General features: G+C 70.0%; 24 protein-coding genes. 1 reads left to right on the forward strand and 23 read right to left on the reverse strand.

Annotation, left to right across the window (positions count from 1 at the left end):
• Positions 1-20: 20 nt before the first annotated feature.
• The 10 genes from gmk to pyrR form a co-directional block, all read right to left on the reverse strand.
• A complete protein-coding gene (gene gmk, locus ACIRR9_RS19810; RefSeq protein ID WP_123978538.1) occupies positions 21-614 on the reverse strand; it encodes a guanylate kinase in 594 nt (197 codons plus the stop codon).
• 60 nt (positions 615-674) lie between these two features.
• The gene (locus ACIRR9_RS19815; protein WP_003977346.1) at positions 675-998 is read right to left on the reverse strand and encodes an integration host factor; all 324 of its coding nucleotides are present in this window, start codon (positions 996-998) and stop codon (positions 675-677) included.
• 299 nt (positions 999-1297) lie between these two features.
• Positions 1298-2143 carry an orotidine-5'-phosphate decarboxylase gene (gene pyrF, locus ACIRR9_RS19820; protein WP_403753325.1) on the reverse strand — a complete coding sequence of 282 codons (846 nt, stop codon included), beginning with the start codon at positions 2141-2143 and terminating at the stop codon, positions 1298-1300.
• The gene (locus tag ACIRR9_RS19825; RefSeq protein ID WP_403753328.1) at positions 2140-3246 is read right to left on the reverse strand and encodes a quinone-dependent dihydroorotate dehydrogenase; all 1107 of its coding nucleotides are present in this window, start codon (positions 3244-3246) and stop codon (positions 2140-2142) included. Before ACIRR9_RS19825 ends, pyrF begins: the two co-directional genes overlap by 4 nt.
• Positions 3247-3374: 128 nt before the next feature.
• Positions 3375-6686 (reverse strand): carbamoyl-phosphate synthase large subunit, encoded by a 3312-nt coding sequence (gene carB, locus ACIRR9_RS19830; RefSeq protein WP_403753331.1) that lies wholly within the window; start codon positions 6684-6686, stop codon positions 3375-3377.
• Positions 6679-7821: a glutamine-hydrolyzing carbamoyl-phosphate synthase small subunit gene (gene carA / locus ACIRR9_RS19835; RefSeq protein WP_403753334.1), complete on the reverse strand. Its 1143-nt coding sequence runs from the start codon at positions 7819-7821 to the stop codon at positions 6679-6681. Before carA ends, carB begins: the two co-directional genes overlap by 8 nt.
• Positions 7818-8387 (reverse strand): hypothetical protein, encoded by a 570-nt coding sequence (locus ACIRR9_RS19840; protein ID WP_403753337.1) that lies wholly within the window; start codon positions 8385-8387, stop codon positions 7818-7820. The genes carA and ACIRR9_RS19840 overlap by 4 nt, the downstream gene beginning before the upstream one ends.
• Positions 8384-9670, reverse strand: coding sequence for a dihydroorotase (locus tag ACIRR9_RS19845; RefSeq protein WP_403753340.1), 1287 nt, complete (start codon positions 9668-9670; stop codon positions 8384-8386). The genes ACIRR9_RS19840 and ACIRR9_RS19845 overlap by 4 nt, the downstream gene beginning before the upstream one ends.
• A 5-nt stretch (positions 9671-9675) precedes the next feature.
• Positions 9676-10656 carry an aspartate carbamoyltransferase catalytic subunit gene (locus ACIRR9_RS19850; RefSeq protein WP_365352267.1) on the reverse strand — a complete coding sequence of 327 codons (981 nt, stop codon included), beginning with the start codon at positions 10654-10656 and terminating at the stop codon, positions 9676-9678.
• A gap of 84 nt (positions 10657-10740) precedes the next feature.
• The gene (gene pyrR / locus ACIRR9_RS19855) at positions 10741-11322 is read right to left on the reverse strand and encodes a bifunctional pyr operon transcriptional regulator/uracil phosphoribosyltransferase PyrR (protein WP_123978531.1); all 582 of its coding nucleotides are present in this window, start codon (positions 11320-11322) and stop codon (positions 10741-10743) included.
• Positions 11323-11575: 253 nt separating this feature from the next.
• Here pyrR and bldD point away from each other — a divergent pair, with 253 nt between their 5' ends.
• Positions 11576-12079, forward strand: coding sequence for a transcriptional regulator BldD (bldD, locus tag ACIRR9_RS19860; protein WP_020938842.1), 504 nt, complete (start codon positions 11576-11578; stop codon positions 12077-12079).
• A 285-nt stretch (positions 12080-12364) separates the two neighbouring features.
• Here the strand turns inward: bldD and nusB are convergent, their stop codons facing one another.
• The 13 genes from nusB to ACIRR9_RS19925 form a co-directional block, all read right to left on the reverse strand.
• The gene (nusB, locus tag ACIRR9_RS19865; RefSeq protein ID WP_316774863.1) at positions 12365-12796 is read right to left on the reverse strand and encodes a transcription antitermination factor NusB; all 432 of its coding nucleotides are present in this window, start codon (positions 12794-12796) and stop codon (positions 12365-12367) included.
• A 2-nt stretch (positions 12797-12798) separates the two neighbouring features.
• Positions 12799-13365: an elongation factor P gene (gene efp / locus ACIRR9_RS19870; protein WP_351487768.1), complete on the reverse strand. Its 567-nt coding sequence runs from the start codon at positions 13363-13365 to the stop codon at positions 12799-12801.
• 52 nt (positions 13366-13417) lie between these two features.
• Positions 13418-14524: an aminopeptidase P family protein gene (locus ACIRR9_RS19875; RefSeq protein WP_365352272.1), complete on the reverse strand. Its 1107-nt coding sequence runs from the start codon at positions 14522-14524 to the stop codon at positions 13418-13420.
• 299 nt (positions 14525-14823) lie between these two features.
• Positions 14824-15651, reverse strand: a complete 828-nt coding sequence (locus ACIRR9_RS19880; RefSeq protein WP_403753347.1) for a Pro-rich N-terminal domain-containing protein — start codon at positions 15649-15651, stop codon at positions 14824-14826.
• 143 nt (positions 15652-15794) lie between these two features.
• The gene (gene aroB / locus ACIRR9_RS19885; protein WP_123978527.1) at positions 15795-16886 is read right to left on the reverse strand and encodes a 3-dehydroquinate synthase; all 1092 of its coding nucleotides are present in this window, start codon (positions 16884-16886) and stop codon (positions 15795-15797) included.
• Positions 16883-17401 carry a shikimate kinase gene (locus ACIRR9_RS19890; RefSeq protein WP_403753351.1) on the reverse strand — a complete coding sequence of 173 codons (519 nt, stop codon included), beginning with the start codon at positions 17399-17401 and terminating at the stop codon, positions 16883-16885. Before ACIRR9_RS19890 ends, aroB begins: the two co-directional genes overlap by 4 nt.
• A complete protein-coding gene (gene aroC, locus ACIRR9_RS19895; protein ID WP_403753354.1) occupies positions 17398-18582 on the reverse strand; it encodes a chorismate synthase in 1185 nt (394 codons plus the stop codon). Before aroC ends, ACIRR9_RS19890 begins: the two co-directional genes overlap by 4 nt.
• A gap of 178 nt (positions 18583-18760) precedes the next feature.
• A complete protein-coding gene (locus ACIRR9_RS19900; protein WP_403753357.1) occupies positions 18761-19600 on the reverse strand; it encodes a shikimate dehydrogenase in 840 nt (279 codons plus the stop codon).
• Between the two features lie 49 nt (positions 19601-19649).
• A complete protein-coding gene (mltG, locus tag ACIRR9_RS19905) occupies positions 19650-21419 on the reverse strand; it encodes an endolytic transglycosylase MltG (protein ID WP_403753360.1) in 1770 nt (589 codons plus the stop codon).
• A gap of 123 nt (positions 21420-21542) precedes the next feature.
• The gene (gene ruvX, locus ACIRR9_RS19910) at positions 21543-22007 is read right to left on the reverse strand and encodes a Holliday junction resolvase RuvX (protein WP_123978522.1); all 465 of its coding nucleotides are present in this window, start codon (positions 22005-22007) and stop codon (positions 21543-21545) included.
• 14 nt (positions 22008-22021) lie between these two features.
• Positions 22022-24694 carry an alanine--tRNA ligase gene (alaS, locus tag ACIRR9_RS19915; RefSeq protein WP_403753364.1) on the reverse strand — a complete coding sequence of 891 codons (2673 nt, stop codon included), beginning with the start codon at positions 24692-24694 and terminating at the stop codon, positions 22022-22024.
• Positions 24694-25041, reverse strand: a complete 348-nt coding sequence (locus tag ACIRR9_RS19920) for a hypothetical protein (RefSeq protein WP_123978520.1) — start codon at positions 25039-25041, stop codon at positions 24694-24696. Before ACIRR9_RS19920 ends, alaS begins: the two co-directional genes overlap by 1 nt.
• A gap of 12 nt (positions 25042-25053) precedes the next feature.
• On the reverse strand, positions 25054-25494 hold the full coding sequence (locus ACIRR9_RS19925; RefSeq protein ID WP_365345642.1) for a DUF948 domain-containing protein: 441 nt from the start codon (positions 25492-25494) through the stop codon (positions 25054-25056).
• Positions 25495-25600: the final 106 nt, after the last annotated feature.

Here is a 25600-nt window from a genome sequence, read left to right on the forward strand (position 1 = left end):
GTCTGAATGATCAGCAACGATCACACAACGTCCATCAAGGCTAGCAGCTCGCGCGCCACGTCCTCGACGGAGGTGTTGACCAGGGTTTCGTCGAACTCCGGCTCGGCCGCGAGTTCGATCTTGGCCGCGTCCAGACGGCGCTCGATGACCTCGGGCGCCTCGGTGCCGCGTCCGGTGAGCCTGCGCACCAGCTCCTCCCAGGAGGGCGGGGCCAGGAACACCAGCCGGCCGTCCGGCATGGTCTCGCGGACCTGCCGGGCGCCCTGGAGGTCGATCTCCAGGAGGACCGGGACGCCGGATTCGAGATGCTCCAGCACGGCCGCACGCGGGGTGCCGTAGCGGTTGCCGGCGAATTCGGCCCACTCCAGGAGCTCGCCGTTGGCGATCAGCTTGTCCATCTCCTCGTCGGAGACGAAGAAGTAGTGGACCCCGTGCCGCTCGCCGGGGCGGGGCTTTCGGGTGGTCGCCGACACCGAGAGCCAGACCTCGGGGTGTTCCTTGCGCATATGGGCGACGACCGTGCTCTTGCCGACCCCGGAGGGGCCGGAGAGCACGGTCAGCCGCGGACGTACGTCCGGGGGCTCGGGGGTCGTCCCCCGGAATGTTGCAGCCATGCAGCGATTATTCCAGCAATCGCAGGTTGCCCGGGACGGCCGTCCCGGGCGGCCCGGTGATCAGGAGCCGGTGCTGCCGAACTCGCGCTCCAGGGAGGCGATCTGGTTGGAACCGAGGCCACGCACGCGGCGGCTCTCGGAGATCCCGAGTCGCTCCATGATCTGCTTGGCGCGGACCTTGCCCACGCCCGGTAGGGACTCGAGCAGGGCGGAGACCTTCATCTTGCCGATGACGTCGTTTTCCTGGCCCTGCTTGATGACCTCGTGGAGAGAGGCGCCGGAGTGCTTCAGTCGATTCTTGACCTCGGCCCGCTCCCGGCGAGCCGCGGCGGCCTTTTCGAGCGCGGCTGCGCGCTGTTCAGGGGTAAGGGGCGGAAGAGCCACGCCTACGTCACCTCGGATGTCGAACTGTCGGATACGGACCGGTGAGGAACCTAGTCGCCCCACACCAGGGGAGCTACGAGCAACACGCTTGCCCGTTGTCCCCCACTACCTAAAGGGTGTGGGGGTGCCCCCACTGCTCGGAGACTAGCGGGCAAGTCCGCCGGAGTCAGCGAGAACAGCGGAAAAGTCCTGGTCAGCCTCCGCCAGGCCGGACATTTCAGACATAATGCCCGGGATTTGAGGATGTATTCACACTCAAGCCGTCGCCGGAGCGCTCGCGGGAGCACTCGTCGGAGGACTCATCCACCTGCGAGGACGTCCCGGATCTCGCCCGCGAACCGGTCCGCGGCCGCCCGGAGTGCCCCGACATCGGGACCGTGACGCAAAACACCTCGGCTCACGTTTGGAACCACGTTGCGCACCGCCGTCCCGAACACCGTGGGAAGGTCCGCTGCCGTCGCACCCTGCGCACCGACGCCGGGCGCGAGGAGCGGACCGTTGATGTCGAGGTCGTACGACGACAGGTCGCCGACCGTGGCGCCGACGACGGCGCCGAAGGAGCCCAGCGGCTCCTCCCCCTCGTTCTCGGCGGCGAGGTGCGCCAGCATGGTCGCGCCGACCGTACGGCCGTCGCCGCGCACCGCGTGCTGCACCTCGGGGCCCTCCGGGTTCGAGGTGAGCGCCAGCACGAACAGACCGGCCCCGCTCTCCCGGGCCAGCGCCACGGCCGGGCTGAGCGAGCCGTAGCCGAGGTACGGCGAGACGGTCAGGGCGTCCGAGAACAGCGGGGCGTCCTTGCCCAGGAAGGCCTCCGCGTACCCGGCCATGGTGGAGCCGATGTCACCGCGCTTGGCGTCCATGACGACCAGGGTCCCGGCGGCCCGCGCCTCCTGCACCACCCGCTCCAGGACGGCGACCCCGCGCGAGCCGAACCGCTCGAAGAACGCGCTCTGCGGCTTCATGACCGCGACCCGGTCGGCCACCGCCTCCACGACGGTACGGCTGAACCGCTCCAGGCCCGCCACGTCGTCGTTCAGACCCCACTCCGAGAGCAGCGAGGCGTGCGGGTCGATACCCACGCACAGCGGACCTCGCTCGTCCATGGCACGGCGCAGCCGCGCGCCGAAGGGCTCCGAGGGGCTCATACGGTCGTCCTCACATCGGCGCCGACCGCGTCGGCGAGGGTGGCGTACGGGCTGGTGCGCAGGCGCGCCGCGAGGCCCTTGTGAATGGCTCGGCCCCAGAAGGGCCCCTCGTAGATGAACGCGCTGTAGCCCTGCACCAGCGTGGCACCGGCCAGGATGCGCTGCCAGGCGTCCTCGGCGTTCTCGATGCCGCCGACGCCCACCAGGGTGATCCGGTCGCCCACGCGCGCGTACAGCCGCCGCAGCACCTCCAGGGAGCGCGCCTTGAGCGGCGCCCCGGAGAGACCTCCGGTCTCCTTCACCAGGCCGGGATCGGACCGCAGCCCCAGCCCCTCCCGCGCGATGGTGGTGTTGGTCGCGATGATCCCGTCAAGACCCAGCTCCACGGCCAGGTCGGCGACGGCGTCCACGTCCTCGTCGGCGAGGTCCGGCGCGATCTTCACCAGGAGCGGCACCCGCCGGTGCGCCACCACGCGGTCGGCGGCCTCGCGGACACCCGTCAGGAGCGGACGCAGGTGGTCCACCGCCTGGAGGTTGCGCAGGCCCGGCGTGTTCGGGGACGACACGTTCACGACCAGGTAGTCCGCGTACGGCGCGAGCCGCTCGGCCGACTTCACGTAGTCACCGACGGCCTCGGCCTCCGGTACGACCTTGGTCTTGCCGATGTTGACGCCCACGACCGTCCTGAAGACGGGCTCCCGGGTCGCGAGCCGGGCGGCGACGGCCAGCGAGCCGTCGTTGTTGAAGCCCATGCGGTTGATCAGCGCCCGGTCGGCGACGAGCCGGAACAGCCGCTTCTTGGGATTGCCGGGCTGGGCCTCCCCGGTCACCGTGCCGATCTCGACATGGTCGAACCCGAGCATCGACATCCCGTCGATCGCGACGGCGTTCTTGTCGAAGCCGGCGGCGAGCCCGAAGGGCCCGTGCATCCGCAGCCCGAAGGCCTCGGTGCGCAGTTCCTTGTAGCGCGGCGCGAGCGCGGCGGCGACGAAGGTGCGCAGCACGGGGATCCGGACGGCGAGCCGGATCCACCGGAAGGCCAGGTAGTGGGCCTGTTCCGGATCCATCCACTTGAACACGAGACTGAAGAAGATCTTGTACATGGAGTCCTCATGCGGAGGGGGACACCGTCACCGGTGCCCCCCTTCATAGACAGCTGGGCAACGCGCCCCTCAGGGGCGCGGGAACTGCGCGACCAGCCACAACCGGCCCGCAGCCTCACTACGACCTTTTAGTCCCGCGCTGCGGTCAACGTCTCCGCATGCTCCTGGAGCGACCGCACCCCGACATCCCCGTGGTTCAGCGCGTCAATACCCTGCACAGCGGCCGCCAGCGCCTGCACGGTCGTCAGGCACGGCACCGACCGGGCCACCGCGGCGGTCCGGATCTCGTACCCGTCCAGGCGACCCCCCGTGCCGTACGGGGTGTTGACGATGAGGTCCACCTCGCCGTCGTGGATCAGCTGGACGATCGTCTTCTCGCCCTCGGGACCGACGCCCTCCGACTGCTTTCGGACAACGGTCGCGTTGATGCCGTTGCGCTTGAGCACCTCGGCCGTGCCGGACGTGGCGAGCAGTTCGAAGCCGTGGGCGACCAGCTCACGCGCCGGGAAGATCATCGAGCGCTTGTCGCGGTTGGCGACGGAGATGAACGCGCGGCCCTTGGTCGGCAGCGGCCCGTACGCTCCGGCCTGCGACTTGGCGTACGCCGTGCCGAAGACGGAGTCGATGCCCATGACCTCACCGGTGGAGCGCATCTCCGGGCCGAGGACCGTGTCGACGCCCCGGCCGTGGATGTCGCGGAACCGCGACCACGGCATGACCGCCTCCTTGACGGAGATCGGCGCGTCGAACGGCAGCTCGCCGCCGTCGCCCCGGGCCGGCAGCAGGCCCTCGGCGCGCAGTTCGGCGACGGTCGCGCCCAGCGAGATCCGGGCCGCGGCCTTCGCCAGCGGCACCGCGGTCGCCTTCGAGGTGAAGGGCACGGTGCGGGAGGCGCGCGGGTTGGCTTCGAGGACGTAGAGGATGTCCCCGGCCATCGCGAACTGGATGTTGATCAGGCCGCGGACGCCGACGCCCTTGGCGATGGCCTCGGTGGAGGCGCGCAGACGCTTGATGTCGAAGCCGCCCAGGGTGATCGGGGGCAGGGCGCACGCCGAGTCGCCGGAGTGGATGCCGGCCTCCTCGATGTGCTCCATGACGCCGCCGAGGTACAGCTCCTCGCCGTCGTAGAGGGCGTCGACGTCGATCTCGATCGCGTCGTCCAGGAACCGGTCGACGAGGACCGGCCGGGAGGGGCTGATCTCGGTCGACTCGGCGATGTAGGAGGCGAGGCGGGTCTCGTCGTAGACGATCTCCATGCCGCGGCCGCCGAGCACGTACGACGGCCGGACGAGGACCGGGTAGCCGATCTCGTCGGCGATGGCCTTGGCCTCGGCGAAGGTGGTCGCGGTGCCGTGCTTGGGGGCCGGCAGGCCAGCCTCGGCGAGCACCCGCCCGAAGGCGCCCCGGTCCTCGGCCGCGTGGATCGCCTCCGGGGACGTGCCGACGATCGGCACGCCGTTGTCCTTGAGCGCCTGTGACAGACCCAGCGGCGTCTGGCCGCCCAGCTGCACGATCACACCGGCGACCGGACCGGCCTGCTGCTCGGCGTGCACGATCTCCAGCACGTCCTCCAGCGTGAGCGGCTCGAAGTACAGCCGGTCGGAGGTGTCGTAGTCGGTGGAGACGGTCTCCGGGTTGCAGTTGACCATCACGGTCTCGTACCCGGCGTCGGACAGCGCGAAGGACGCGTGCACGCACGAGTAGTCGAACTCGATGCCCTGGCCGATGCGGTTGGGGCCGGAGCCCAGGATGATGACGGCCGGCTTCTCGCGCGGCGCGACCTCGGTCTCCTCGTCGTAGGAGGAGTAGAAGTACGGCGTCTTCGCGGCGAACTCGGCGGCGCAGGTGTCGACCGTCTTGTAGATCGGGCGGACCCCCAGCGCGTGCCGGACCTCGCGGACGACGTCCTCGCGCAGCCCGCGGATCTCGGCGATCTGCTGGTCGGAGAAGCCGTGCCGCTTGGCCTCGGCGAGCAGGTCGGCGTCCAGGCGGTCGGCGGCCGCGAGTTCGTCCGCGAGCTCCTTGATCAGGAAGAGCTGGTCGACGAACCACGGGTCGATCTTCGTGAACTCGAAGACCTCCTCGGGCGTGGCGCCCGCGCGGATGGCCTGCATGACGGTGTTGATCCGGCCGTCGGTGGGCCGTACCGCCTCGCGCAGCAGCTCGTCCTTGTCGCCGGGCTCACCGACGAAGGTGAACTGGCTGCCCTTCTTCTCCAGCGAGCGCAGCGCCTTCTGGAAGGCCTCGGTGAAGTTGCGGCCGATGGCCATGGCCTCGCCGACCGACTTCATGGTGGTGGTCAGCGTGGAGTCGGCGGACGGGAACTTCTCGAACGCGAAGCGCGGAGCCTTGACGACCACATAGTCGAGCGTGGGCTCGAAGGAGGCCGGGGTCTCCTGCGTGATGTCGTTGGGGATCTCGTCGAGGGTGTAGCCGACGGCGAGCTTCGCGGCGATCTTCGCGATCGGGAAGCCGGTCGCCTTGGATGCCAGTGCGGAGGACCGCGACACACGCGGGTTCATCTCGATGACGATCACGCGACCGTCCTCGGGATTGACCGCGAACTGGATGTTGCAGCCGCCGGTGTCGACACCGACCTCGCGGATCACGGCGATGCCGATGTCGCGGAGGATCTGGTACTCGCGGTCGGTCAGCGTCATCGCGGGCGCCACCGTGATCGAGTCGCCGGTGTGCACGCCCATGGGGTCGAAGTTCTCGATGGAGCAGACGACCACGACGTTGTCGTGCTTGTCGCGCATCAGCTCCAGCTCGTACTCCTTCCAGCCGAGGATGGACTCCTCCAGGAGCACCTCGGTGGTCGGCGAGAGGGTCAGGCCCTGGCCGGCGATGCGGCGCAGCTCCTCCTCGTCGTGGGCGAAGCCGGAGCCGGCGCCGCCCATGGTGAAGGAGGGGCGGACGACGACCGGGTAGCCACCGCCGAGCGTCTCGACGCCGGCGACGACCTCGTCCATGGTGTGGCAGATGACGGAGCGCGCGGACTCGCCGTGGCCGATCTTGCGGCGGACCTCCTCCACGACCTCCTTGAAGAGATCGCGGTCCTCGCCCTTGTTGATGGCCTCGACATTGGCGCCGATCAGCTCGACGCCGTACTTGGTCAGGACACCGTTCTCGTCCAGCGAGATCGCGGTGTTCAGGGCCGTCTGGCCGCCCAGGGTGGGCAGCAGGGCGTCGGGGCGCTCCTTGGCGATGATCTTCTCGACGAACTCCGGGGTGATCGGCTCGACGTAGGTGGCGTCGGCGATCTCCGGGTCGGTCATGATCGTCGCCGGGTTGGAGTTGACGAGGATGACCCGCAGGCCCTCGGCGCGCAGCACGCGGCAGGCCTGGGTGCCGGAGTAGTCGAACTCGGCGGCCTGGCCGATGACGATCGGGCCGGAGCCGATGACCAGGACGGACTGGATATCGGTGCGCTTAGGCACGCTGGCCCTCCATCAGGGAAACGAAGCGGTCGAACAGGTAGGCGGCGTCGTGCGGGCCCGCTGCCGCTTCGGGGTGGTACTGGACGGAGAAGGCCGGCTGGTCGAGCAGCTGCAGCCCCTCCACGACATCGTCGTTCAGGCAGACGTGCGAGACCTCGGCGCGGCCGAACTTCGTGTCGCTGACCTTGTCGAGCGGCGCGTCCACGGCGAAGCCGTGGTTGTGCGCGGTGACCTCGACCTTGCCGGTCGTACGGTCCTGGACCGGCTGGTTGATGCCCCGGTGGCCGTACTTCAGCTTGTAGGTGCCGAAGCCGAGCGCGCGGCCGAGGATCTGGTTGCCGAAGCAGATGCCGAACAGCGGGGTCTTCCGCGCCAGGACGGCGGTCATCAGGGCCACCGGGCCGTCGGCCGTGGCCGGGTCGCCGGGGCCGTTGGAGAAGAACACACCGTCGGGGCCGACGGCGTACACGTCGTCCTCGGTGGCGGTCGCGGGCAGGACGTGCACCTCGATGCCGCGCTCGGCCATCCGCTGCGGGGTCATGCCCTTGATGCCGAGGTCGATGGCGGCCACGGTGAATCGCTTCTGCCCGACGGCCGGGACGACGTACGCCTCCTTGGTGGCGACCTCCTCGTACAGCGAGGCGCCCTTCATGTGCGGCTGCGCCTGCACGCGCGCGACGAGTTCGGCGTCGGTGGCGATCGCCTCTCCGGAGAAGATGCCCGAGCGCATCGAACCGCGCTCACGGAGGTGGCGGGTGAGGGCGCGGGTGTCGATCCCGGAGATGCCGACCACGCCCTGCGCAACCAGTTCCTCGTCCAGCGAACGCTTGGCGCGCCAGTTGGAGGGCACGCGCGCGGGGTCGCGCACGACATAGCCGGAGACCCAGATGCGGCTGGACTCGTCGTCCTCGTCGTTCCAGCCCGTGTTGCCGATCTGCGGGGCGGTGGCGACCACGATCTGGCGGTCGTACGAGGGGTCGGTCAGGGTCTCCTGGTAGCCGGTCATGCCGGTGGAGAACACGGCCTCGCCGAAGGTCTCCCCCACGGCCCCGTAGGCGCGGCCGCGGAAGATCCGGCCGTCCTCCAGGACGAGTACCGCGGGAACCTTGCCGGCTCCCCTTGTGGAGGTCGTCATCGTTCGGCGCCTTCCGTGTCGTTTGTCTTGATCATGGAGTTGATGGCCTCGACCCACTCGGTGTGCTCGGCCGCGTGGTCCGAGCGGAATCCGGAGTCGATCAGCTTGTCGCCGTGCTGCCAGGTCACCAGGAGCAGTCCGCCCTCGGTGAGGACCTTGCCCGCGATGCCCTTGCCCAGCAGGGCCTCGCGGAGCGCGGCGGCGGGGATGAAGAAGTCGGTCGCCCCGGGGCGTACGACGTCCAGGCCCGCGTCGGTCAGGGTGAGCTCGACCCGGCTGCGGGAGCCGAGGCCGCGGGCCACGATGCGGTCCAGCCACTGCCCGGCGGTGGTGGAGCCGTGGTAGCGGCCGCTCATCGTCAGTTTCACGTCACCGAGGTCGTCCGGCGCGCTGGGCAGCTCCGGCAGGTCGCCCTGAAGGGTGCCGCGCCATTTCCAGCCCTCGCGCATCAGCCAGTAGACGAGCGCGACGAAGAGGGCCAGGCCGACCAGCCAGCCGATACGGGCGGACCAGTCGGTGACCGCGGCCGACTTCTTGTCGTCGGCCAGCAGGATCAGAGGTGTCACGTGAGCTTCCCGTCCGCGAGCGTCGCCTTGCCCCGCAGCCACGTGTGGGTGACACGGCCCGGCAGCTCGCGCCCCTCGTACGGGGTGTTGCGGCTGCGCGAGGCGAAGCCCGCGGGGTCCACCAGGCCACGGTATTCCGTGTCGACGAGGGTGAGGTTGGCGGGCTCACCAGCCGAGACGGGGCGGCCGTGGCCGGTGGCCTGTCCGATCCGCGCGGGCTTGACGGACATCCGCTCGGCGACACCGGCCCAGGTCAGCAGGCCCGTGTCCACCATGGTCTCCTGCACCACCGACAGCGCGGTCTCCAGGCCCACCATCCCCATGGCGGCCGCGGCCCACTCGCAGTCCTTGTCCTCGTGCGGGTGCGGGGCGTGGTCGGTGGCGACGATGTCGATCGTGCCGTCGGCCAGGGCCTCGCGCAGCGCGAGCACATCGCGCTCGGTGCGCAGCGGCGGGTTGACCTTGTAGACCGGGTTGTACGACCGCACCAGCTCGTCGGTGAGGAGCAGGTGGTGCGGGGTGACCTCGGCGGTGACGTCGATGCCCCGGGACTTGGCCCAGCGCACGATCTCGACCGAGCCGGCGGTCGACAGGTGGCAGATGTGGACACGGGAGCCGACGTGCTCGGCGAGCAGGACGTCCCGCGCGATGACCGACTCCTCGGCGACGGCCGGCCAGCCGCCCAGCCCCAGCTCGGCCGAGACGACGCCCTCGTTCATCTGGGCGCCCTCGGTCAGCCGCGGCTCCTGGGCGTGCTGGGCGACGACCCCGCCGAAGGCCTTCACGTACTCCAGGGCACGGCGCATGATCACGGCGTCGTCGACGCACTTGCCGTCGTCGGAGAAGACGGTGACCCCGGCGGCCGACTCGTGCATGGCGCCCAGCTCGGCGAGCTTCTTGCCCTCCAGGCCGACGGTGACGGCGCCGATGGGCTGGACGTCGCAGTAGCCGTGCTCCTGGCCGAGCCGGTAGACCTGCTCGACCACGCCGGCGGTGTCGGCGACCGGGAAGGTGTTGGCCATGGCGAAGACGGCCGTGTAGCCGCCGCTCGCCGCTGCACGGGTGCCGGTCAGGACCGTCTCGGAGTCCTCGCGGCCGGGCTCGCGCAGATGCGTGTGCAGGTCGACCAGGCCCGGCAGCAGGACCTTGCCGGCGGCCTCGACGATCTCGGCACCGTCGGCGGACAGCCCGGTGCCGACCGCCTCGATGACCTCGCCGTCGATCAGTACGTCCTGCGGCTCGCCGCCGAGCACCTTCGCACCACGGATCAGGATCTTGCTCATGGGTCTTACTTCTCCTCGGTGGTGCGGGCGTGACTGACGGCGGGTTCGTTGCCGCCGAGCAGGAGGTACAGGACGGCCATCCGGATGGAGACTCCGTTTGCGACCTGCTCGACCACGGTGCAGCGCTCGGAGTCGGCGACCTCGGCGGTGATCTCCATGCCGCGGACCATCGGGCCGGGGTGCATCACGATGGCGTGCTCGGGCATCTTCGCCATGCGGTCGCCGTCGAGGCCGTAGCGCCGCGAGTACTCGCGCTCGGTCGGGAAGAACGCGGCGTTCATGCGCTCGCGCTGCACACGGAGCATCATCACCGCGTCGGACTTCGGGAGTACGGCGTCCAGTTCGTACGACACCTCGCAGGGCCACCGCTCGACGCCGACCGGCACCAGGGTGGGCGGGGCGACCAGGGTGACCTCGGCTCCGAGGGTGTGCAGCAGGTCGACGTTGGAACGGGCGACCCGGCTGTGCAGGACGTCGCCGACGATCGTGATGCGCTTGCCGGCCAGGTCCTGCCCTATCCCGGCGTCCCTGCCGACCAGGCGGCGGCGCATGGTGAAGGCGTCGAGGAGGGCCTGGGTGGGGTGCTGGTGGGTCCCGTCGCCGGCGTTGATGACGGCGGCGTCGATCCAGCCGGAGGTGGCGAGGCGGTAGGGGGCTCCGGAGGCGCCGTGCCGGATGACCACGGCGTCGACGCCCATCGCCTCCAGGGTCTGGGCGGTGTCCTTCAGGGACTCGCCCTTGGAGACGCTGGACCCCTTGGCGGTGAAGTTGATGACGTCGGCGGAGAGGCGCTTCTCGGCGGCCTCGAAGGAGATCCGGGTCCGGGTCGAGTCCTCGAAGAAGAGGTTGACGACGGTGCGGCCGCGCAGGGTCGGCAGCTTCTTGATCGGCCGGTCGGCGACCCGGGCCATCTCCTCGGCGGTGTCGAGGATCAGTACGGCGTCGTCGCGGGTGAGGTCGGCGGCCGAGATGAGATGACGCTGCATCTGTCAGGCTCCGTAAGGCAGTTCACGTTTGGGGAGATTCCGGGCAGCCAGGGGCGCGCCGGACCGGCGCGCGCCCTCGGCCCGCTACTGGGTCGGCTTGGCGCCGAGCAGCACGGTGTCGCGACCGTCCTCCTCGGCGAGCAGGACCTTGACCGTCTCCCGCAGCGACGTGGGGAGGTTCTTGCCGACGTAGTCGGCGCGGATGGGCAGTTCGCGGTGGCCGCGGTCGACGAGGACCGCGAGCTGGACCGCGCGCGGGCGCCCGATGTCGTTCAGGGCGTCGAGGGCGGCGCGGATGGTGCGGCCGGAGAACAGCACGTCGTCGACGAGGACGACCAGCCTGCCGTCGATGCCGTCGCCGGGGATCTCGGTGCGGGCCAGCGCGCGCGGCGGGTGCATGCGCAGGTCGTCGCGGTACATGGTGATGTCGAGCGAACCGACGGGAACCTTGCGGTCGGTGATCTGCTCCAGCTTGGCTGCGAGCCGCTGGGCGAGGAAGACGCCGCGGGTCGGGATGCCGAGCAGCACCACGTCGTCGGCACCCTTGGCGCGCTCGACGATCTCGTGGGCGATGCGGGTCAGCACCCGTGCGATGTCGGGGCCTTCGAGAACGGGCCGCGCATCGGAACCCTGGGCCTGGGTCTCGAGCTTTTCCTGCTTGTCCATACGAAACGGACCCCCTTCTCCGTCTCACGGGACGGACCTTAAAGGACGTCGGATTTGCGCCATCAACGGTAGCAGGTGCCGAAGATGCCCCTGATCACCCCCCTGGGCTAACCGGCCATCGCCACCACGGAAGAGTCGGTGCGGACCATTCGGCTTGACGCGAGAGAGTAACGCTGCGTAACCTCACAGTGAGTTACCAGCCGCGCGGCGGGAACCAAGGCCGGCCGCGTCGACACAGTGTCCGGGGAGCTATATGTCCAGCGAATACGCCAAACAGCTCGGGGCCAAGCTCCGGGCCATCCGCACCCAGCAGGGCCTTTCCCTCCACGGTGTCGAGGAGAAGTCCCAGGGGCGCTGGAAGGCCGTGGTGGTCGGTTCGTACGAGCGCGGCGACCGTGCCGTGACCGTGCAGCGCCTTGCCGAGTTGGCGGATTTCTACGGTGTGCCGGTGCAGGAGCTGCTCCCGGGCACCACCCCCGGCGGCGCCGCCGAGCCCCCGCCGAAGCTGGTCCTGGACCTGGAGCGGCTGGCCACCGTGCCGGCCGAGAAGGCGGGCCCGCTGCAGCGCTACGCGGCGACGATCCAGTCCCAGCGCGGTGACTACAACGGCAAGGTGCTGTCGATCCGCCAGGACGACCTGCGCACACTGGCCGTCATCTACGACCAGTCCCCCTCGGTCCTCACCGAGCAGCTGATCAGCTGGGGCGTCCTGGACGCGGACGCGCGCCGCGCGGTGGCCACGCACGAAGACGCCTGAACCGCACCACACCTGAGCAGAAACGTGCCGCCGGGGTGGCCGGAACTCGACGGTTCCGGTCTGCCCCGGCGGTCTTTTTCTGCGTTCACGTCTTGAGCGACGTGGGCGCAACCCCCTAGGGGCGCTGGGGGTACCCCCGGCCGAAGGCTGGGGGAGGAACTGCGCGACAAGCCACAGACGACCATCAGCCGCCCGACCACCGCACCACCCACCCCATTGGGCGCGCGAACGCCGGAAGGCCCGCAGCAAGCAGCTGCGGGCCTTCCGGCGTTCGCGTTTCGTCGGCTACGCCTCGCGGCGAAGCGACGGCTTCAGCTCCTTCAGACGCCCGAGAAGCCCGTTCACGAACGAGGGCGACTCGTCCGTCGAGAACTCCTTCGCGAGCTGCACCATCTCGTCGAGGACGACCGCGTCCGGCGTCTCGTCGACCCAGATCAGCTCGTACGCGCCGAGGCGCAGGAGGTTGCGGTCGACGACCGGCATCCGGTCCAGCGTCCAGCCGACCGCGTACTGGGCGATCAGCTCGTCGATCCGCCTCGCGTGCACGGCGTAGCCCTCGACCAGCTGCATCGTGTACTCGCTCACCGGCGGCTGCCGGGTGTCGTCCCGGGAGAGCCGGATCCAGTCCGCGAGGACCGTCAGGACATCGGCCCCGCGCTGGTCGCCCTCGAAGAGGATCTGGAAGGCGCGCTTGCGGGCCGTGTTGCGGGCAGCCACGGTTAGCTGTTCACCCGGCCGAGGTAGTCGCTCGTGCGGGTGTCGACCTTGATCTTCTCACCGGTGGTGATGAAGAGCGGGACCTGGATCTGGTGACCGGTCTCCAGCGTGGCCGGCTTGGTGCCGCCGGTGGAGCGGTCGCCCTGGACACCCGGCTCGGTCTCCTGGATGACCAGCTCGACGGCGGCCGGGAGCTCGACGAAGAGCACTTCGCCCTCGTGCTGGGCGACGACGGCCGTGAAGCCCTCGATCAGGAAGTTCGCGGCGTCGCCGACGGTCTTCCGGTCGATGTGCAGCTGGTCGTACGTGTCCATGTCCATGAAGACGAAGTACTCGCCGTCCATGTACGAGAACTGCATGTCGCGCTTGTCGACAGTGGCCGTCTCGACCTTGACGCCGGCGTTGAAGGTCTTGTCGACCACCTTGCCGGACAGCACGTTCTTGAGCTTGGTGCGCACGAATGCCGGGCCCTTGCCGGGCTTGACGTGCTGGAACTCGACGACGGACCAGAGCTGGCCGCCTTCGAGCTTGAGCACCAGGCCGTTCTTGAGGTCGTTCGTGGAAGCCACGGTTGCGGAATCTCCTGGACTGACGTGGACGACCCCGGGGCACGCACATTCCCTATAGTGCGAGCAGCTCCTTGGTCGTGATGGTGAGTAGCTCGGGTCCGCCGTCCGCCTCAGGGCGCACGACGAGCGTGTCATCGATCCGGACTCCGCCCCGGCCCGGGAGGTGGACCCCCGGTTCGACGGTGACCGGCACGCAAGCGTCCAGTTTACCCATGGCCGAGGGGGCGAGCTGCGGGTCCTCGTCGATTTCGAGTCCGACACCGTGTCCGGTGAGGTGCTGCAGGCCCTCGGAGTGGCCCGCGGAGTCCAGCACCTGGCGGGCCGCGCGGTCCACGTCCCGGTAGGCGGCGCCCGGCACGAGGCTCTCCCGGCCGGCCCGCTGGGCGGCGAAGACCAGGTCGTACAGCTCGATCTGCCAGTCGGCGGGCGTGGTGCCGATGACGAAGGTACGGCCGATCTCGCAGCGGTAGCCGCGGTAGGTGGCGCCCAGGCAGACGGAGAGGAAGTCGCCCTCCTCGACACGCCGGTCGGTGGGGCGGTGGCCGCGGCGGCCGGAGTTCGGGCCGGTGGCCACGGAGGTGGGGAAGGCCGGGCCGTCGGCGCCGTGGTCGACCAGGCGGCGCTCCAGCTCCAGGGCGAGGTGCCGTTCGGTGCGGCCCACGAGGATCGACTCCAGCAGCTCACCGAGGGCCTGGTCGGCGATCTCCGCGCCGATGCGGAGGCAGGAGATCTCCTCCTCGTCCTTCACGACCCTGAGCTGCTCGACGGCCGAGCCCAGGTCGGTGAGGCGGAGGCAGGGGGCGACCGAGGAGAGGGCGCGGTGCCGGGCCACGGTGAGGTGATGCTCCTCGACGGCGAGCACGTCGGCGTCCTGGGCGGCGGCGAGGTCTGCGGCGGCCACGGCGGGGTCGCCGCCGGGGCCTTCCAGAAGGTGCTGCCGTAGGGACTCGTCGCAGCGGGCCTCGGCGGGGCGGTCGTCCTGGGGGCCGGGACATACGAGGAGATCCTCGCGTTTGCCCAGCAGCAGGACGGAGCCGGTCGGGGCGGCACCGGCGAGGTATCTCACGTTGGCGGGGCGCGAGATCAGCGCGGAGGCGCTGCCGCTGGCCTGGCAGCGGTCCCTCAGGCGGGTTCGGCGGGCGGCGTACACCTCTGACATGACACGAGCGTAGGAGGCGTGGGCGATTTGTGCCGGTTGGGGAGGGCCGAGTGGGGTGGTGGGGCGCCGTTTTCGGGCGCGGGTGGGTGGGGGGTTTGCGCAGTTCCCCGCGCCCCTGGGAAGACGGGCCGTCTTTCGGCCACCGGTTGGTGGGGGCTGGTCGCGCAGTTCCCCGCGCCCCTCACGACACAGGCCGTTTTTCGGCAACCGGCCGGTGGGGGAGAGCGCGCAGTTCCTCCCCCAGCCTTCGGCCGGGGGTACCCCCAGCGCCCCCAAGAAGGTGGGTTCAGTCCCCCCGCCTACCAGTTCGGGGGGCTCGCTATTGCTCTTGCCAGGACGTCGTCCAGGACGCGGGCCGTGCCCGGCACATCCAACTGCGAGTTGTCGATGATCGGGAGGCCCGAGCCGTACCAGCCCGCCATGCGGCCGTGGATGCGGGCCACCTCCTCGTCGGTGAGGCGGCGGTTGCCCCTGCGTTCCGCGTTGCGTTCCAGGACTATGTCGAGGCCGGGGAGGAGGACGACCGGGAGGAGGCCGGGGCCGACGTGGCGCTTCCAGCCGCCGAGGCCGACGACCGGGCGGTCCGGGAAGACCGCGTCGTCGAGGATGCAGGAGATGCCGTTGGCCAGGAAGTTGCGCGCGGCGAAGCCGCAGGTGCGGCGGGCCAGGCGGTACTGGGCCTCGGAGTTGTCGTTCCAGCCGGACTGGGGGTCGGCGAAGCCGGAGCGGACCCATTCGCGGACGTCGTCGAGGCTGATGTGGGCCGTGGGGACCCGGCGGTGGTCCGCCCAGTACTTGGCCACGCTGGTCTTGCCCGCACCGGCCGGGCCGATCAGCAGGACGGCCAGCGTGGTGGCCGTCGGGTCCGGCACGGTCGTGGCGGCGGGGGGTGCGCTCGGCATGCCTACCGGGCCGCCCGGCGGCAGCGGGACGTGACCCGTGGTGTCGGGCGGCGGTGGGGCCGTGGGCAGCGGCGGAACGGACGGCTGTGGGGGCGCAACCGGTGGTGGCGGCACGGGCGCGGGGCCCTGCGGTGCTCCCGGGTGCTGTGCGGCCGGCTGCCAGCCGACCGGTCCCTGCCCCGGCTGATGGGGCGGCGGCAGCGGAGATCCCACTGCGTGCTGCATCCGGTGCCACTCCGTCTCGTCATGTGCGGCTGCGCTCGTTACCGAACGGTACCGCCCCCGGTCGTCGTTTGGTGAAACGGCCGGGGGCGGTCCGAAGTGCCCGTCCCGCGAGGCGGATCGGGCGGGGTGGAACAGCAGCGGATCTACTGCCCGACCTCGCCGTACGCGGCGAGCAGCACGGCCGGGTCCGGGCCTTCCAGGACGGTCGGCTTGCCGAGGCCGTCCAGGACGATGAAGCGCAGCAGGTTGCCGCGGGACTTCTTGTCGACCTTCATCGTCTCGACCAGCTTGGGCCACTGGTCGTAGCGGTAGTGCAGCGGAAGGCCGACCGACTCCAGGACGGTGCGGTGGCGGTCCGCCGTCGCGTCGTCCAGACGGCCCGCGAGGCGGCCCAGCTCGGCGGCGAAGTGCATGCCGACGGCGACCGCGGCGCCGTGCCGCCACTTGTAGCGCTCGTTCTTCTCGATGGCGTGGCCGAGCGTGTGGCCGTAGTTGAGGATCTCGCGCAGGCCCGACTCCTTGAGGTCGGAGGAGACGACCTCGGCCTTGACCCGGATGGAGCGCTCGATCAGCTCGGCCGTGTGCGGGCCCGCCGGGGTGCGCGCGGCCTCGGGGTCGGACTCGATGAGCTCCAGGATCACCGGGTCGGCGATGAAGCCGGCCTTGATGATCTCGGCGAGCCCGGAGACGTAGTCGTTGACCGGGAGGGAGTCCAGGGCGGCGAGGTCGCAGAGGACGCCCGCCGGGGGGTGGAAGGCGCCGACGAGGTTCTTGCCCTCGGCCGTGTTGATGCCCGTCTTGCCGCCGACCGCCGCGTCGACCATGGCCAGCACGGTCGTGGGGACGGCGATCCAGCGAACGCCGCGCAGCCAGGTCGCCGCCACGAAACCGGCCAGGTCCGTGGTCGCGCCACCGCCCACGCCGACGACGACGTCGGTTCGGGTGAAGCCGGACTGACCGAGCGCCTTCCAGCAGTAGGCGGCGACCTCGGCGGTCTTGGCCTCCTCGGCGTTCGGCACCTGGATGGCGACGGCCTCGTAGCCCTGCCCGGCCAGGTCGGCGCGGAGCGCGTCCCCGGTCTCGGCGAGCGCCTCGGGGTGGATGACGGCTACCCGCTGGGCCTTCTCACCGATCAATCCGCCCAGCTCGCCGAGGAGTTGACGGCCCACCAGGACCTCGTACGGCTCGGTGCCCGCCGTGCCGCCGACCTGGATCCGGGTGACTGCCTCGCTCATGCTTCCTTCAACTCCAGTGCGTCCAGGGCTGCTTGGGTGACCTCTTCGGGTGTACGGCCGTCGGTCGCCACGACCGCCGTGGCGACCTCCTCATACAGGTGCCGCCGCGCCTCCATCAGCTCCCGCCACTGCTTGCGCGGGTTCAGCGCGAGCAGCGGCCGGGCCGTGTTCAGACCGGTGCGCCTGACCGCCTCCTCGACGTCCATCGACAGGTAGACCACCCGCTGCCCGGCCAGCAGCACCCGCGTGTCGGCGTCGAGAACCGCACCACCGCCGAGCGCCAGGACACCCCCGTGCTCGGCCAGCGCCCTGTGCACCGCACGCTTTTCGACGGCACGGAACGCCGGCTCGCCCTCCTCCACGAAGATGTCCGCGATCGTACGGCCCTCACCGGCCACGATGTCCTCGTCGGTGTCCCGGTAGCCGACACCCAGCCGCTCCGCCAGCAACTGCCCGACCGTCGACTTGCCCACACCCATCGGCCCGACCAGCACCACCACCGGCGCTGCACTCATCGGATGGCCAGATTCTCGAGGTACGACCGCACATTACGGCGGGTCTCGGTCACCGAGTCACCACCGAACTTCTCCGCGACCGCGTCCGCCAGCACCAACGCCACCATCGCCTCGGCGACAATACCCGCGGCCGGCACCGCGGAGACATCCGAACGCTGATGGTGGGCCTGGGTCGCCTCACCGGTGGCCACGTCCACGGTCTGCAGCGCACGCGGCACCGTCGCGATCGGCTTCATCGCGGCCCGCACCCGCAGCAGCTCACCCGTGGACAGACCGCCCTCGGTCCCGCCCGCGCGGCCGGAGACCCGGCGGATACCCTCGGCCGTGTTGACGATCTCGTCATGCGCCTTGGAACCGGGCACCCGGGCCAGCTCGAAACCGTCACCGATCTCGACACCCTTGATCGCCTGGATACCCATCAGGGCCCCGGCGAGACGGGCATCCAGCTTCCGGTCCCAGTGGACGTGCGAGCCGAGGCCGACCGGGACGCCGTACGCCAGCACCTCGACCACACCCCCGAGGGTGTCGCCGTCCTTGTGGGCCTGGTCGACCTCCGCGACCATCGCCTTGGACGCATCCGCGTCCAGACAGCGCAGCGGGTCCGCGTCCAGCCTCTCCACATCGGCCGGCGTCGGGTACACACCCTGCGGGGCCTTCACCGAGCACAGCTCCACGACGTGCGAGACGATCTCGATGCCCGCCGTCTCCTTCAGGTAGGAGCGGGCGACGGCGCCGAGGGCCACCCGGGCCGCGGTCTCCCGCGCGGAGGCGCGCTCCAGGACCGGGCGGGCCTCGTCGAAACCGTACTTCTGCATACCCGCGAGATCCGCATGGCCCGGACGCGGCCGGGTCAACGGGGCATTGCGGGCCAGCCCGGCCAGGATCTCGGGGTCGACCGGATCGGCCGCCATCACCTGCTCCCACTTGGGCCACTCACTGTTGCCCACCATGATCGCCACCGGGGAACCCAGGGTCAGACCGTGCCGGACACCACCGAGGAAGGTCACCTCGTCACGCTCGAACTTCATCCGCGCACCACGGCCATAACCGAGCCGCCGCCGCGCCAGGTGATCCGCGACCATCTCGGTCGTGATCGGCACGCCGGCGGGAAGGCCCTCCAGCGTCGCGACAAGTGCGGGACCATGGGACTCCCCCGCGGTCAGCCAACGCAGCCTGCTCAACGATGCTCCTCAGTGCTCGCGCCCTGGTACTGCCCTGCGTACGCGTGTCCTCGCGTACGGCGACGGCCCGACCGGGTGCGCGGCCCCGGTCCGCCACCCCCGATCCTCCCACGTCCGGGCGGCGGACCCGGCCGCCGGTCCAGCAGACGGACGCGAACAGGCCGGGCCGGCGCTCGGGTCAGCGCTCGGCCAGTGCTTTCTCCCCGGCCCGGCGCATGGCGTTCAGCGGAGCGGGGGTGCGGCCCGTCATCTGTTCGACCTGCAGTACGGCCTGGTGGACCAGCAGGTCGAGGCCGCTGACGACGGCTCCGCCGAACATGGACCAGCGGGCGGCGAGGGCGGTGGGCCAGGGGTGGTAGAGCACGTCGAAGAGGGTGGTGGGGCGCTCCGGCACAGCGGCGGCGAGGGCGTCGGTGGTGCCGGCCGGGGTCGTGGCGATCACCAGGGGGGCGCGCAGGGCCTGCTCCGCGTCGGCCCAGTCGGCGGTGCGGACCTCGACGTCGAGCCGCTCGCCCCACTCCCGCATCTCGGCGGCGCGGGCCTCGCTGCGGACGTAGGCGACGACCTCGCCGGTGCAGATCCGGGCCAGTGCGGCCAGCGCGGAGGAGGCGGTGGCACCGGCGCCGAGGATCGCGGCCGAGTCGACCTGCTCGATGCCGTGCTCGCGCAGCGCGGCGATCATGCCCGGGATGTCGGTGTTGTCGCCGAGCCGGCGTCCGTCCTCCGTGAGGACGACGGTGTTGACCGCGTCGACGGAGGCGGCCGTCTCGGTGATCTCGTCGACCAGCGGGATGACGGCCCGCTTCAGCGGCATGGTCAGCGACAGCCCCGCCCACTCAGGTCCCAGCTGCCCGATGAAGCCGGGCAGTTGGTCCTCGTCGACCTCGAAGCGCTCGTACGACCAGTCGGTGAGCCCGAGTTCGTCGTAGGCGGCCCGGTGCAGCACCGGGGAGAGGGAGTGGGCGATGGGCTTACCGAGCACGGCGGCCCGGCGGGCGTCGGTTGCCCGAGTTGGCATTGAATCTGTCCTTGTGCCTCGCGACTCCGGTGAACGTCGCGATAATTGGTCAGCTCTTTTTCTTGGAGGCGTTCCACTCGTTCACGAGTTTCTCGTGCTCGGCGAGCGTCTTCGTGAACTTGCTGGTCTTGCCGTCCGTCGAAATGAAGTAGTACCAGCCGTCGTCCGTCGGGTCGAGTGCGCCCCTGAGCGCCTCTTCACCGGGGTTGTCGATGGGCCCGGGCGGCAGCCCCTTGACGTAGTACGTGTTGTACGGGTTGTTGTAGTGCCGCAGTTCGGCGATCGACAGGTCGATCTTGCTCTGGTTCTTCACGTAGTTGTACGTGGAGTCGAATTCCAGCGCGCCGTAGGTCTCGGGGTTTCCGGGCTTGAGGCGGTTGTAGACCACTTCGGCCATCTTGCGGAAGTCGTCGTGGCTGGTGCCCTCGGCCTGTACCAGGCTGGCCACGGTGAGCAGCTGCCACGGTCCGTCGAGGCCCAGGCTGGTCGCCTTCTTCTCCAGGCCGAGCGACTGGTAGGTCTCGTTGGCGCGGGCCACCATCTCGGTGAGGACCGCCTTGGGTTTCTGCCCCTTCGCCACGGCGTAGCTGGAGGGGTAGAGGAATCCTTCCAGCGGGTCCTTCAGATTGGGGTGGTTCAGTGCCCACTTGGGCAGACCGAGGGTCTTGTAGTCCTGCTTCGCGACGCTCGCGGTGGTCCCCTTCGCCACTTCGAGACGCTTGTCGATCATGTCGTAGATCTTGGAGTTGCGCAGGCCCTCCGCGATGACCAGGTTGTTGTGGCTCTTCGGACTGAGCATCAGTTCCACGGCGCTGGCCGCGGACATGTGCTTCTGCAGCGTGTAGACACCGTCCTGGATCGTCTTGCCGTCGGGGTTCGCCGCCTGCGCGGAGACGAACGCGTCGACGCTCGCGACCACGCCGGCCTCCTTAAGGATGCGGCCGATGTCATAGCCGAGCGCGCCCTTGGGAATCTCGACGTTCGTCGTCTCGCCGTTGCCGCTACCCGCGTAGTCCGGGGAAGCGCCGAAACGATTTTTGAAGTAGTGATAGCCGAAATAGCCGACCGTGGCCGCGCCGCCGCCGAATACCAGGCAGACCACCAGGCAGGCGGTGCCGGTACGGCGCTTCTTGGTGCCCTTGCCGCCTTTGGTGCCCTTGCCCCCGTCGCCGCCGCGGCGCCCTTTCGGGTCGTCGTCGGTGTCGTCCCCGTCGTCGTCCGCGCCCGTGAAGAAGGGGTGCTGCTCTTCCTCCTCGGCGGCGGGCTCGGGCTGCGTCTCCGGCTCCGGATCGCGGCGACGGCCGGGCGGCTCCGGCGGCGGGTAGGCGTCCTCGGTGCCGTAGAGGTCGGGCTGTTCGACGCCGTAGGCCACCGGCTGCTGGCCGTAGGGGTCGCCCGGGTCGGCGGCGTAGGGCACCTGGCCGTGGGTGCCGGTGGCGTCCCAGCCGCCCTGGTGGTGCTGCTGCTGCGGGGCGTGCCCGGCGTACTGCTGGTCGTACTGCTGCTGGTCGTACTGCTGCTGGTCGTACTGCGGCTGACCGTAGTGCTGCTGACCGTGTCCTTCGGCGTACTGGAGTCGGCCCTGCTCGTCGTAGTACGTGTACTGCTGCTGGCCCTGGTGCTGGTCGTACCCGCCCTGCGGGTGCTGGCCCCAGTCGCCGTACTGCTGCTGCGACTGCTGCGGATAGTGCTGTGGCTGGCCGCCGTAGGGGGACTGCTGGCCCACCTGGGCCTGCTGTCCGCCCCACCCGTCGTCCCCGTACAACGGGTCCTCCGGGTGCCACGGTTCGGAGCCTGGGCCCCGGCCATACTCAGTCATCGATCCCCTAGAGCCGCGAGGCGGCGCGTCACGCGGCTGGTGGGCCGACTGACCGTTCCGCCTCTTGCTGTGCGGTGGCTGTTCGAAAACCATCGCATCGCGCGGAACGTTACCGTATCGCGATCAGATGACTACTTCGACGCCCTCGCCGGGTGGTTTACCTGACACCCGTTCGGATTCCAGTGCCTGCTGAAGGATGATGACCGCCGCGGCCTGGTCGATGACCGAGCGGCCCTTCTTGGCCTTCACTCCGGAAGCGCGCAGCCCCTGGCTCGCCGTTACAGTCGTCATCCGCTCGTCGACCAGCCGGACCGGCACCGGCTTGATGCCCTTGGCGAGCTCCTGGGCGAAGGCGCGGACCTTGACGGCGGCGGGACCCTCGCCCCCCTTGAGGGAGCGCGGGAGACCGACGACGACCTCGATCGGTTCGTACTCCTCGACCAGTTGCCGCAGCCGGCGGTGGGCCGCCGGGATGTCCCGGCCGGGAACGGTCTCGACCGGGGTGGCGAGGATCCCGTCGGGGTCGCACGAGGCGACCCCGATCCGGGCGTCCCCGACGTCGATCGAGAGTCGACGTCCTCTGCGCATCTCCGACCGATTCCTTACTTGGCGGTCTCGTCGACGAGGCGCTCGACGGCGTCGATGGCCTCCCCGATCGCGGCCGGGTTCTGGCCGCCACCCTGGGCGACGTCCGGCTTGCCGCCACCGCCGCCGCCGAGGGTCTTGGCGGCGGTACGGACCAGGTCGCCGGCCTTGAGGCCGCGGTCACGGGCGGCGTCGTTGGTGGCGATGACCGTGAGCGGCTTGCCGTTGTTGACCGTGAACAGGGCGACCACGGCGGCACGTCCGCCCTGGATGCGGCCCCGCACGTCGAGGACCAGCTTGCGCAGGTCGTCCGGGGTGGTGCCGTCCGGGACCTGCCCGGTGACCACGGCGATCCCGCGCACGTCCTTGGCGGACTCGACGAGACCGCCGGCGGCCTGCAGCACCTTCTCCGCGCGGAACTTCTCGATCTCCTTCTCGGCGTCCTTCAGCTTGCCGAGCATCGCGGAGACCTTCTCCGGGAGCTCCTCCGGACGGCCCTTGATCAGCTCCTGGAGCTGGGCGACGACCGTGTGCTCACGGGCGAGGAAGTTGTAGGCGTCGACACCGACGAGGGCCTCGATACGGCGCACACCCGAGCCGATCGACGATTCGCCGAGCAGCTTGACCAGGCCGAGCTGGGAGGTGTTGTGGACGTGGGTGCCGCCGCACAGCTCCTTGGAGAAGTCGCCGATGGTCACGACGCGGACCCGCTCGCCGTACTTCTCGCCGAACTCGGCGATGGCGCCCTGCTTCTTGGCCTCGTCGATGCCCATGATGTCGGCGCGCACGTCGAGGTCGCGGGCGAGCACCTCGTTGATCTTCTGCTCGACATCGGTCATCACGGCCGTCGGCACGGCGGACGGCGAGCCGAAGTCGAAGCGGAAGCGGCCGGGCTGGTTCTCGGAACCGGCCTGGGCGGCCGTCGGGCCGAGGGCGTCGCGCAGCGCCTGGTGGGTGAGGTGGGTGGCCGAGTGGGCGCGGGCGATGGCGGTCCGGCGGCGCTGGTCGATCGAGGCGTGGGCCTTGGCGCCGACCGTCACCTCGCCGACCTGGACGACACCCTTGTGCACGTACACGCCCGGGACCGGCTTCTGGGTGTCGCGGATCTCGATGACGGCACCGCTGTCGACCCTGATCCGGCCGGTGTCGCCGATCTGGCCGCCGCCCTCGGCGTAGAACGGGGTGCGGTCCAGGACGATCTCGACCTCGTCGCCCTCGGTGGCGGCCGGAGAGGAGACGCCGTCGACGAGGATGCCGACGATCGTGGTCTCGCCCTCGGTGTCGGAGTACCCGATGAAGTCGGTCTCGCCGGTCTTGTCGGCGATCTCGCGGTAGGCGCCGGCGCCGGCGTGCCCGGTCTTCTTGGCCTGGGCGTCGGCCTTGGCGCGCTCCCGCTGCTCCTTCATCAGGCGGCGGAAGCCCTCCTCGTCCACGGAAAGGCCCTGCTCGGAGGCCATTTCGAGGGTGAGGTCGATCGGGAAGCCCCAGGTGTCGTGGAGCAGGAACGCCTTGTCGCCGGCCAGCACCGAGCCGCCGGACTCCTTGGTCTCGGTGACGGCGGTGTCGAGGATGTTGGTGCCGGCCTTCAGCGTCTTGAGGAAGGCGTTCTCCTCGGCGACGGCGACCTTCTCGATGCGCTCGCGGTCGGTGACCAGCTCCGGGTACTGCTGGCCCATCATGGCGATCACGGTGTCGATCAGGTCGAGGACGACCGGACCGGTGGCGCCGAGCAGGCGCATGTTGCGGATGGCGCGGCGCATGATGCGGCGCAGCACGTAGCCGCGGCCCTCGTTGCCGGGGGTGACGCCGTCGCCGATGAGCATCACGGAGGTGCGCATGTGGTCGGTGACCACGCGCAGGGAGACGTCCGAGTCATGGGCGTCGCCGTAGGCCACGCCGGTCAGCTCGGTGGCCTTCTCGATGACGGCCATGGACGTGTCGATCTCGTACATGTTCTGCACGCCCTGCAGAATCATGGCGAGACGCTCCATGCCGAGGCCCGTGTCGATGTTCTTGCTGGGCAGTTCGCCGAGGATCTCGAAGTTGTCCTTGCCGATGCCCTCGCCGCGCTCGTACTGCATGAAGACGAGGTTCCAGATCTCCACGTACCGCTCGTCGTTGACGGCGGGGCCGCCCTCGACGCCGAACTCGGGGCCGCGGTCGTAGTTGATCTCGGAACACGGGCCGCAGGGGCCGGGGACGCCCATGGACCAGTAGTTGTCCTTCATGCCGAGGCGCTGGATGCGCTCCTTCGGCACACCGATGACGTCGTGCCAGATGCGCTCGGCCTCGTCGTCGTCCTTGTAGACGGTGATCCAGAGCTTCTCCGGCTCAAGGCCGTAACCACCCTTGTCCTGAGGGCTGGTGAGCAGCTCCCAGGCGTACTTGATGGCGCCTTCCTTGAAGTAGTCGCCGAAGGAGAAGTTGCCGCACATCTGGAAGAAGGTGCCGTGCCGGGTGGTCTTGCCGACCTCTTCGATGTCCGGGGTGCGCACGCACTTCTGCACACTGGTGGCGCGCGCCCACGGCGGCTTGACCTCACCGAGGAAGTACGGCTTGAAGGGCACCATGCCGGCCGGGACGAGGAGCAGAGTCGGGTCGTCCGCGATGAGCGACGCCGAAGGGACGACGGTGTGACCGCGCTCCTCGTAGAAGCTCAGCCAGCGGCGGCGAATCTCGGCCGACTCCATCAGTGGTCCTCATTCCGGTTGTACGAGTACGTCGTCCTGTCATCGGCGTACTTCGGGTTGCTGCGGTTCTCGATGGCGGCGAGCCGCCGGGGTGCGGGGAGTTCGGGGTCCGCGTTGATGCCCAGCGCGTCCCCCAGCTCCTCCTCCCGCTGGGCCATGTTGTCGCGGACGTCGAGCGCGAAGCCGACCGCCCGGTCCTTGATCCGGTGGCCCGTCTCCAGCGCCTTGTTCGCTGCGGTGGCGGCGAGGCTCTCAGGGGTCAGCTGCCTGATCTTGCGGTTGACCTTGGTGGTGGCCCAGACACCGGCTGCAACACCGGTGGTGAACCAGAAGGTACGGCGGAACATCTGACCTGGCTCCTACTTTCCCCGGTTCTTCCGCCGCGCGGCCGGGACGGTCCGGCCCACGATCACGGTACGCCTGGGCTCCTTCACGGGCACGTCCGCCTTGCGTCCTGCCAGGGCCCGGCGCACTCCGTAGCCGAAGGCCGCGACCTTGACGAGCGGGCCGCCGAAGGTGGAGGCGACGGTGCTGGAGAGCGCGGAGGCGTTGGAGGTGACCTCCTGGACGTCGGAGGCGATCGCGTCGACCCGGTCGATCTGGGTCTGTGCGGAGCGCACGGCCACGGAGGCGTCGGCGAGCAGTGGGACGGCCTGGTCGGTCACGTCCGCCACGAGCTTGGTGGTCGCCTTGAGCGTCTGGGCCAGCCTCGCCAGCGCGACGGCGAGGAAGGAGACCAGGATCGCCCAGAAGACGGCCACCAGGATCCCGGCCACCTCTCCACCGGACACTGTGCGCACCCGCTCCCTGAAACGTGCCTCAACATCGAAAAGTCTGCACCGAGCCTATCGCGCCGGGGGCGGGGCTCCGTACCGGATTACCGCGCGCGACGGGCCGGGTTACGGC

Source organism: Streptomyces sp. NPDC101234 (assembly GCF_044767525.1).
GTDB classification, from domain to species: Bacteria; Actinomycetota; Actinomycetes; order Streptomycetales; family Streptomycetaceae; genus Streptomyces; species Streptomyces sasae.

Coding starts and splice junctions, on each gene's coding strand:
- gmk (WP_123978538.1), bottom strand. CDS start 614: ATGGCTGCAACATTCCGGGGGACGACCCCCGAGCCCCCGGACGTACGT.
- pyrF (WP_403753325.1), bottom strand. CDS start 2,143: ATGAGCCCCTCGGAGCCCTTCGGCGCGCGGCTGCGCCGTGCCATGGAC.
- ACIRR9_RS19825 (WP_403753328.1), bottom strand. CDS start 3,246: ATGTACAAGATCTTCTTCAGTCTCGTGTTCAAGTGGATGGATCCGGAA.
- carA (WP_403753334.1), bottom strand. CDS start 7,821: ATGACGACCTCCACAAGGGGAGCCGGCAAGGTTCCCGCGGTACTCGTC.
- ACIRR9_RS19845 (WP_403753340.1), bottom strand. CDS start 9,670: ATGAGCAAGATCCTGATCCGTGGTGCGAAGGTGCTCGGCGGCGAGCCG.
- ACIRR9_RS19850 (WP_365352267.1), bottom strand. CDS start 10,656: ATGCAGCGTCATCTCATCTCGGCCGCCGACCTCACCCGCGACGACGCC.
- pyrR (WP_123978531.1), bottom strand. CDS start 11,322: ATGGACAAGCAGGAAAAGCTCGAGACCCAGGCCCAGGGTTCCGATGCG.
- bldD (WP_020938842.1), top strand. CDS start 11,576: ATGTCCAGCGAATACGCCAAACAGCTCGGGGCCAAGCTCCGGGCCATC.
- ACIRR9_RS19875 (WP_365352272.1), bottom strand. CDS start 14,524: ATGTCAGAGGTGTACGCCGCCCGCCGAACCCGCCTGAGGGACCGCTGC.
- ACIRR9_RS19880 (WP_403753347.1), bottom strand. CDS start 15,651: ATGCAGCACGCAGTGGGATCTCCGCTGCCGCCGCCCCATCAGCCGGGG.
- aroB (WP_123978527.1), bottom strand. CDS start 16,886: ATGAGCGAGGCAGTCACCCGGATCCAGGTCGGCGGCACGGCGGGCACC.
- ACIRR9_RS19890 (WP_403753351.1), bottom strand. CDS start 17,401: ATGAGTGCAGCGCCGGTGGTGGTGCTGGTCGGGCCGATGGGTGTGGGC.
- ACIRR9_RS19900 (WP_403753357.1), bottom strand. CDS start 19,600: ATGCCAACTCGGGCAACCGACGCCCGCCGGGCCGCCGTGCTCGGTAAG.
- mltG (WP_403753360.1), bottom strand. CDS start 21,419: ATGACTGAGTATGGCCGGGGCCCAGGCTCCGAACCGTGGCACCCGGAG.
- ruvX (WP_123978522.1), bottom strand. CDS start 22,007: ATGCGCAGAGGACGTCGACTCTCGATCGACGTCGGGGACGCCCGGATC.
- alaS (WP_403753364.1), bottom strand. CDS start 24,694: ATGGAGTCGGCCGAGATTCGCCGCCGCTGGCTGAGCTTCTACGAGGAG.
- ACIRR9_RS19920 (WP_123978520.1), bottom strand. CDS start 25,041: ATGTTCCGCCGTACCTTCTGGTTCACCACCGGTGTTGCAGCCGGTGTC.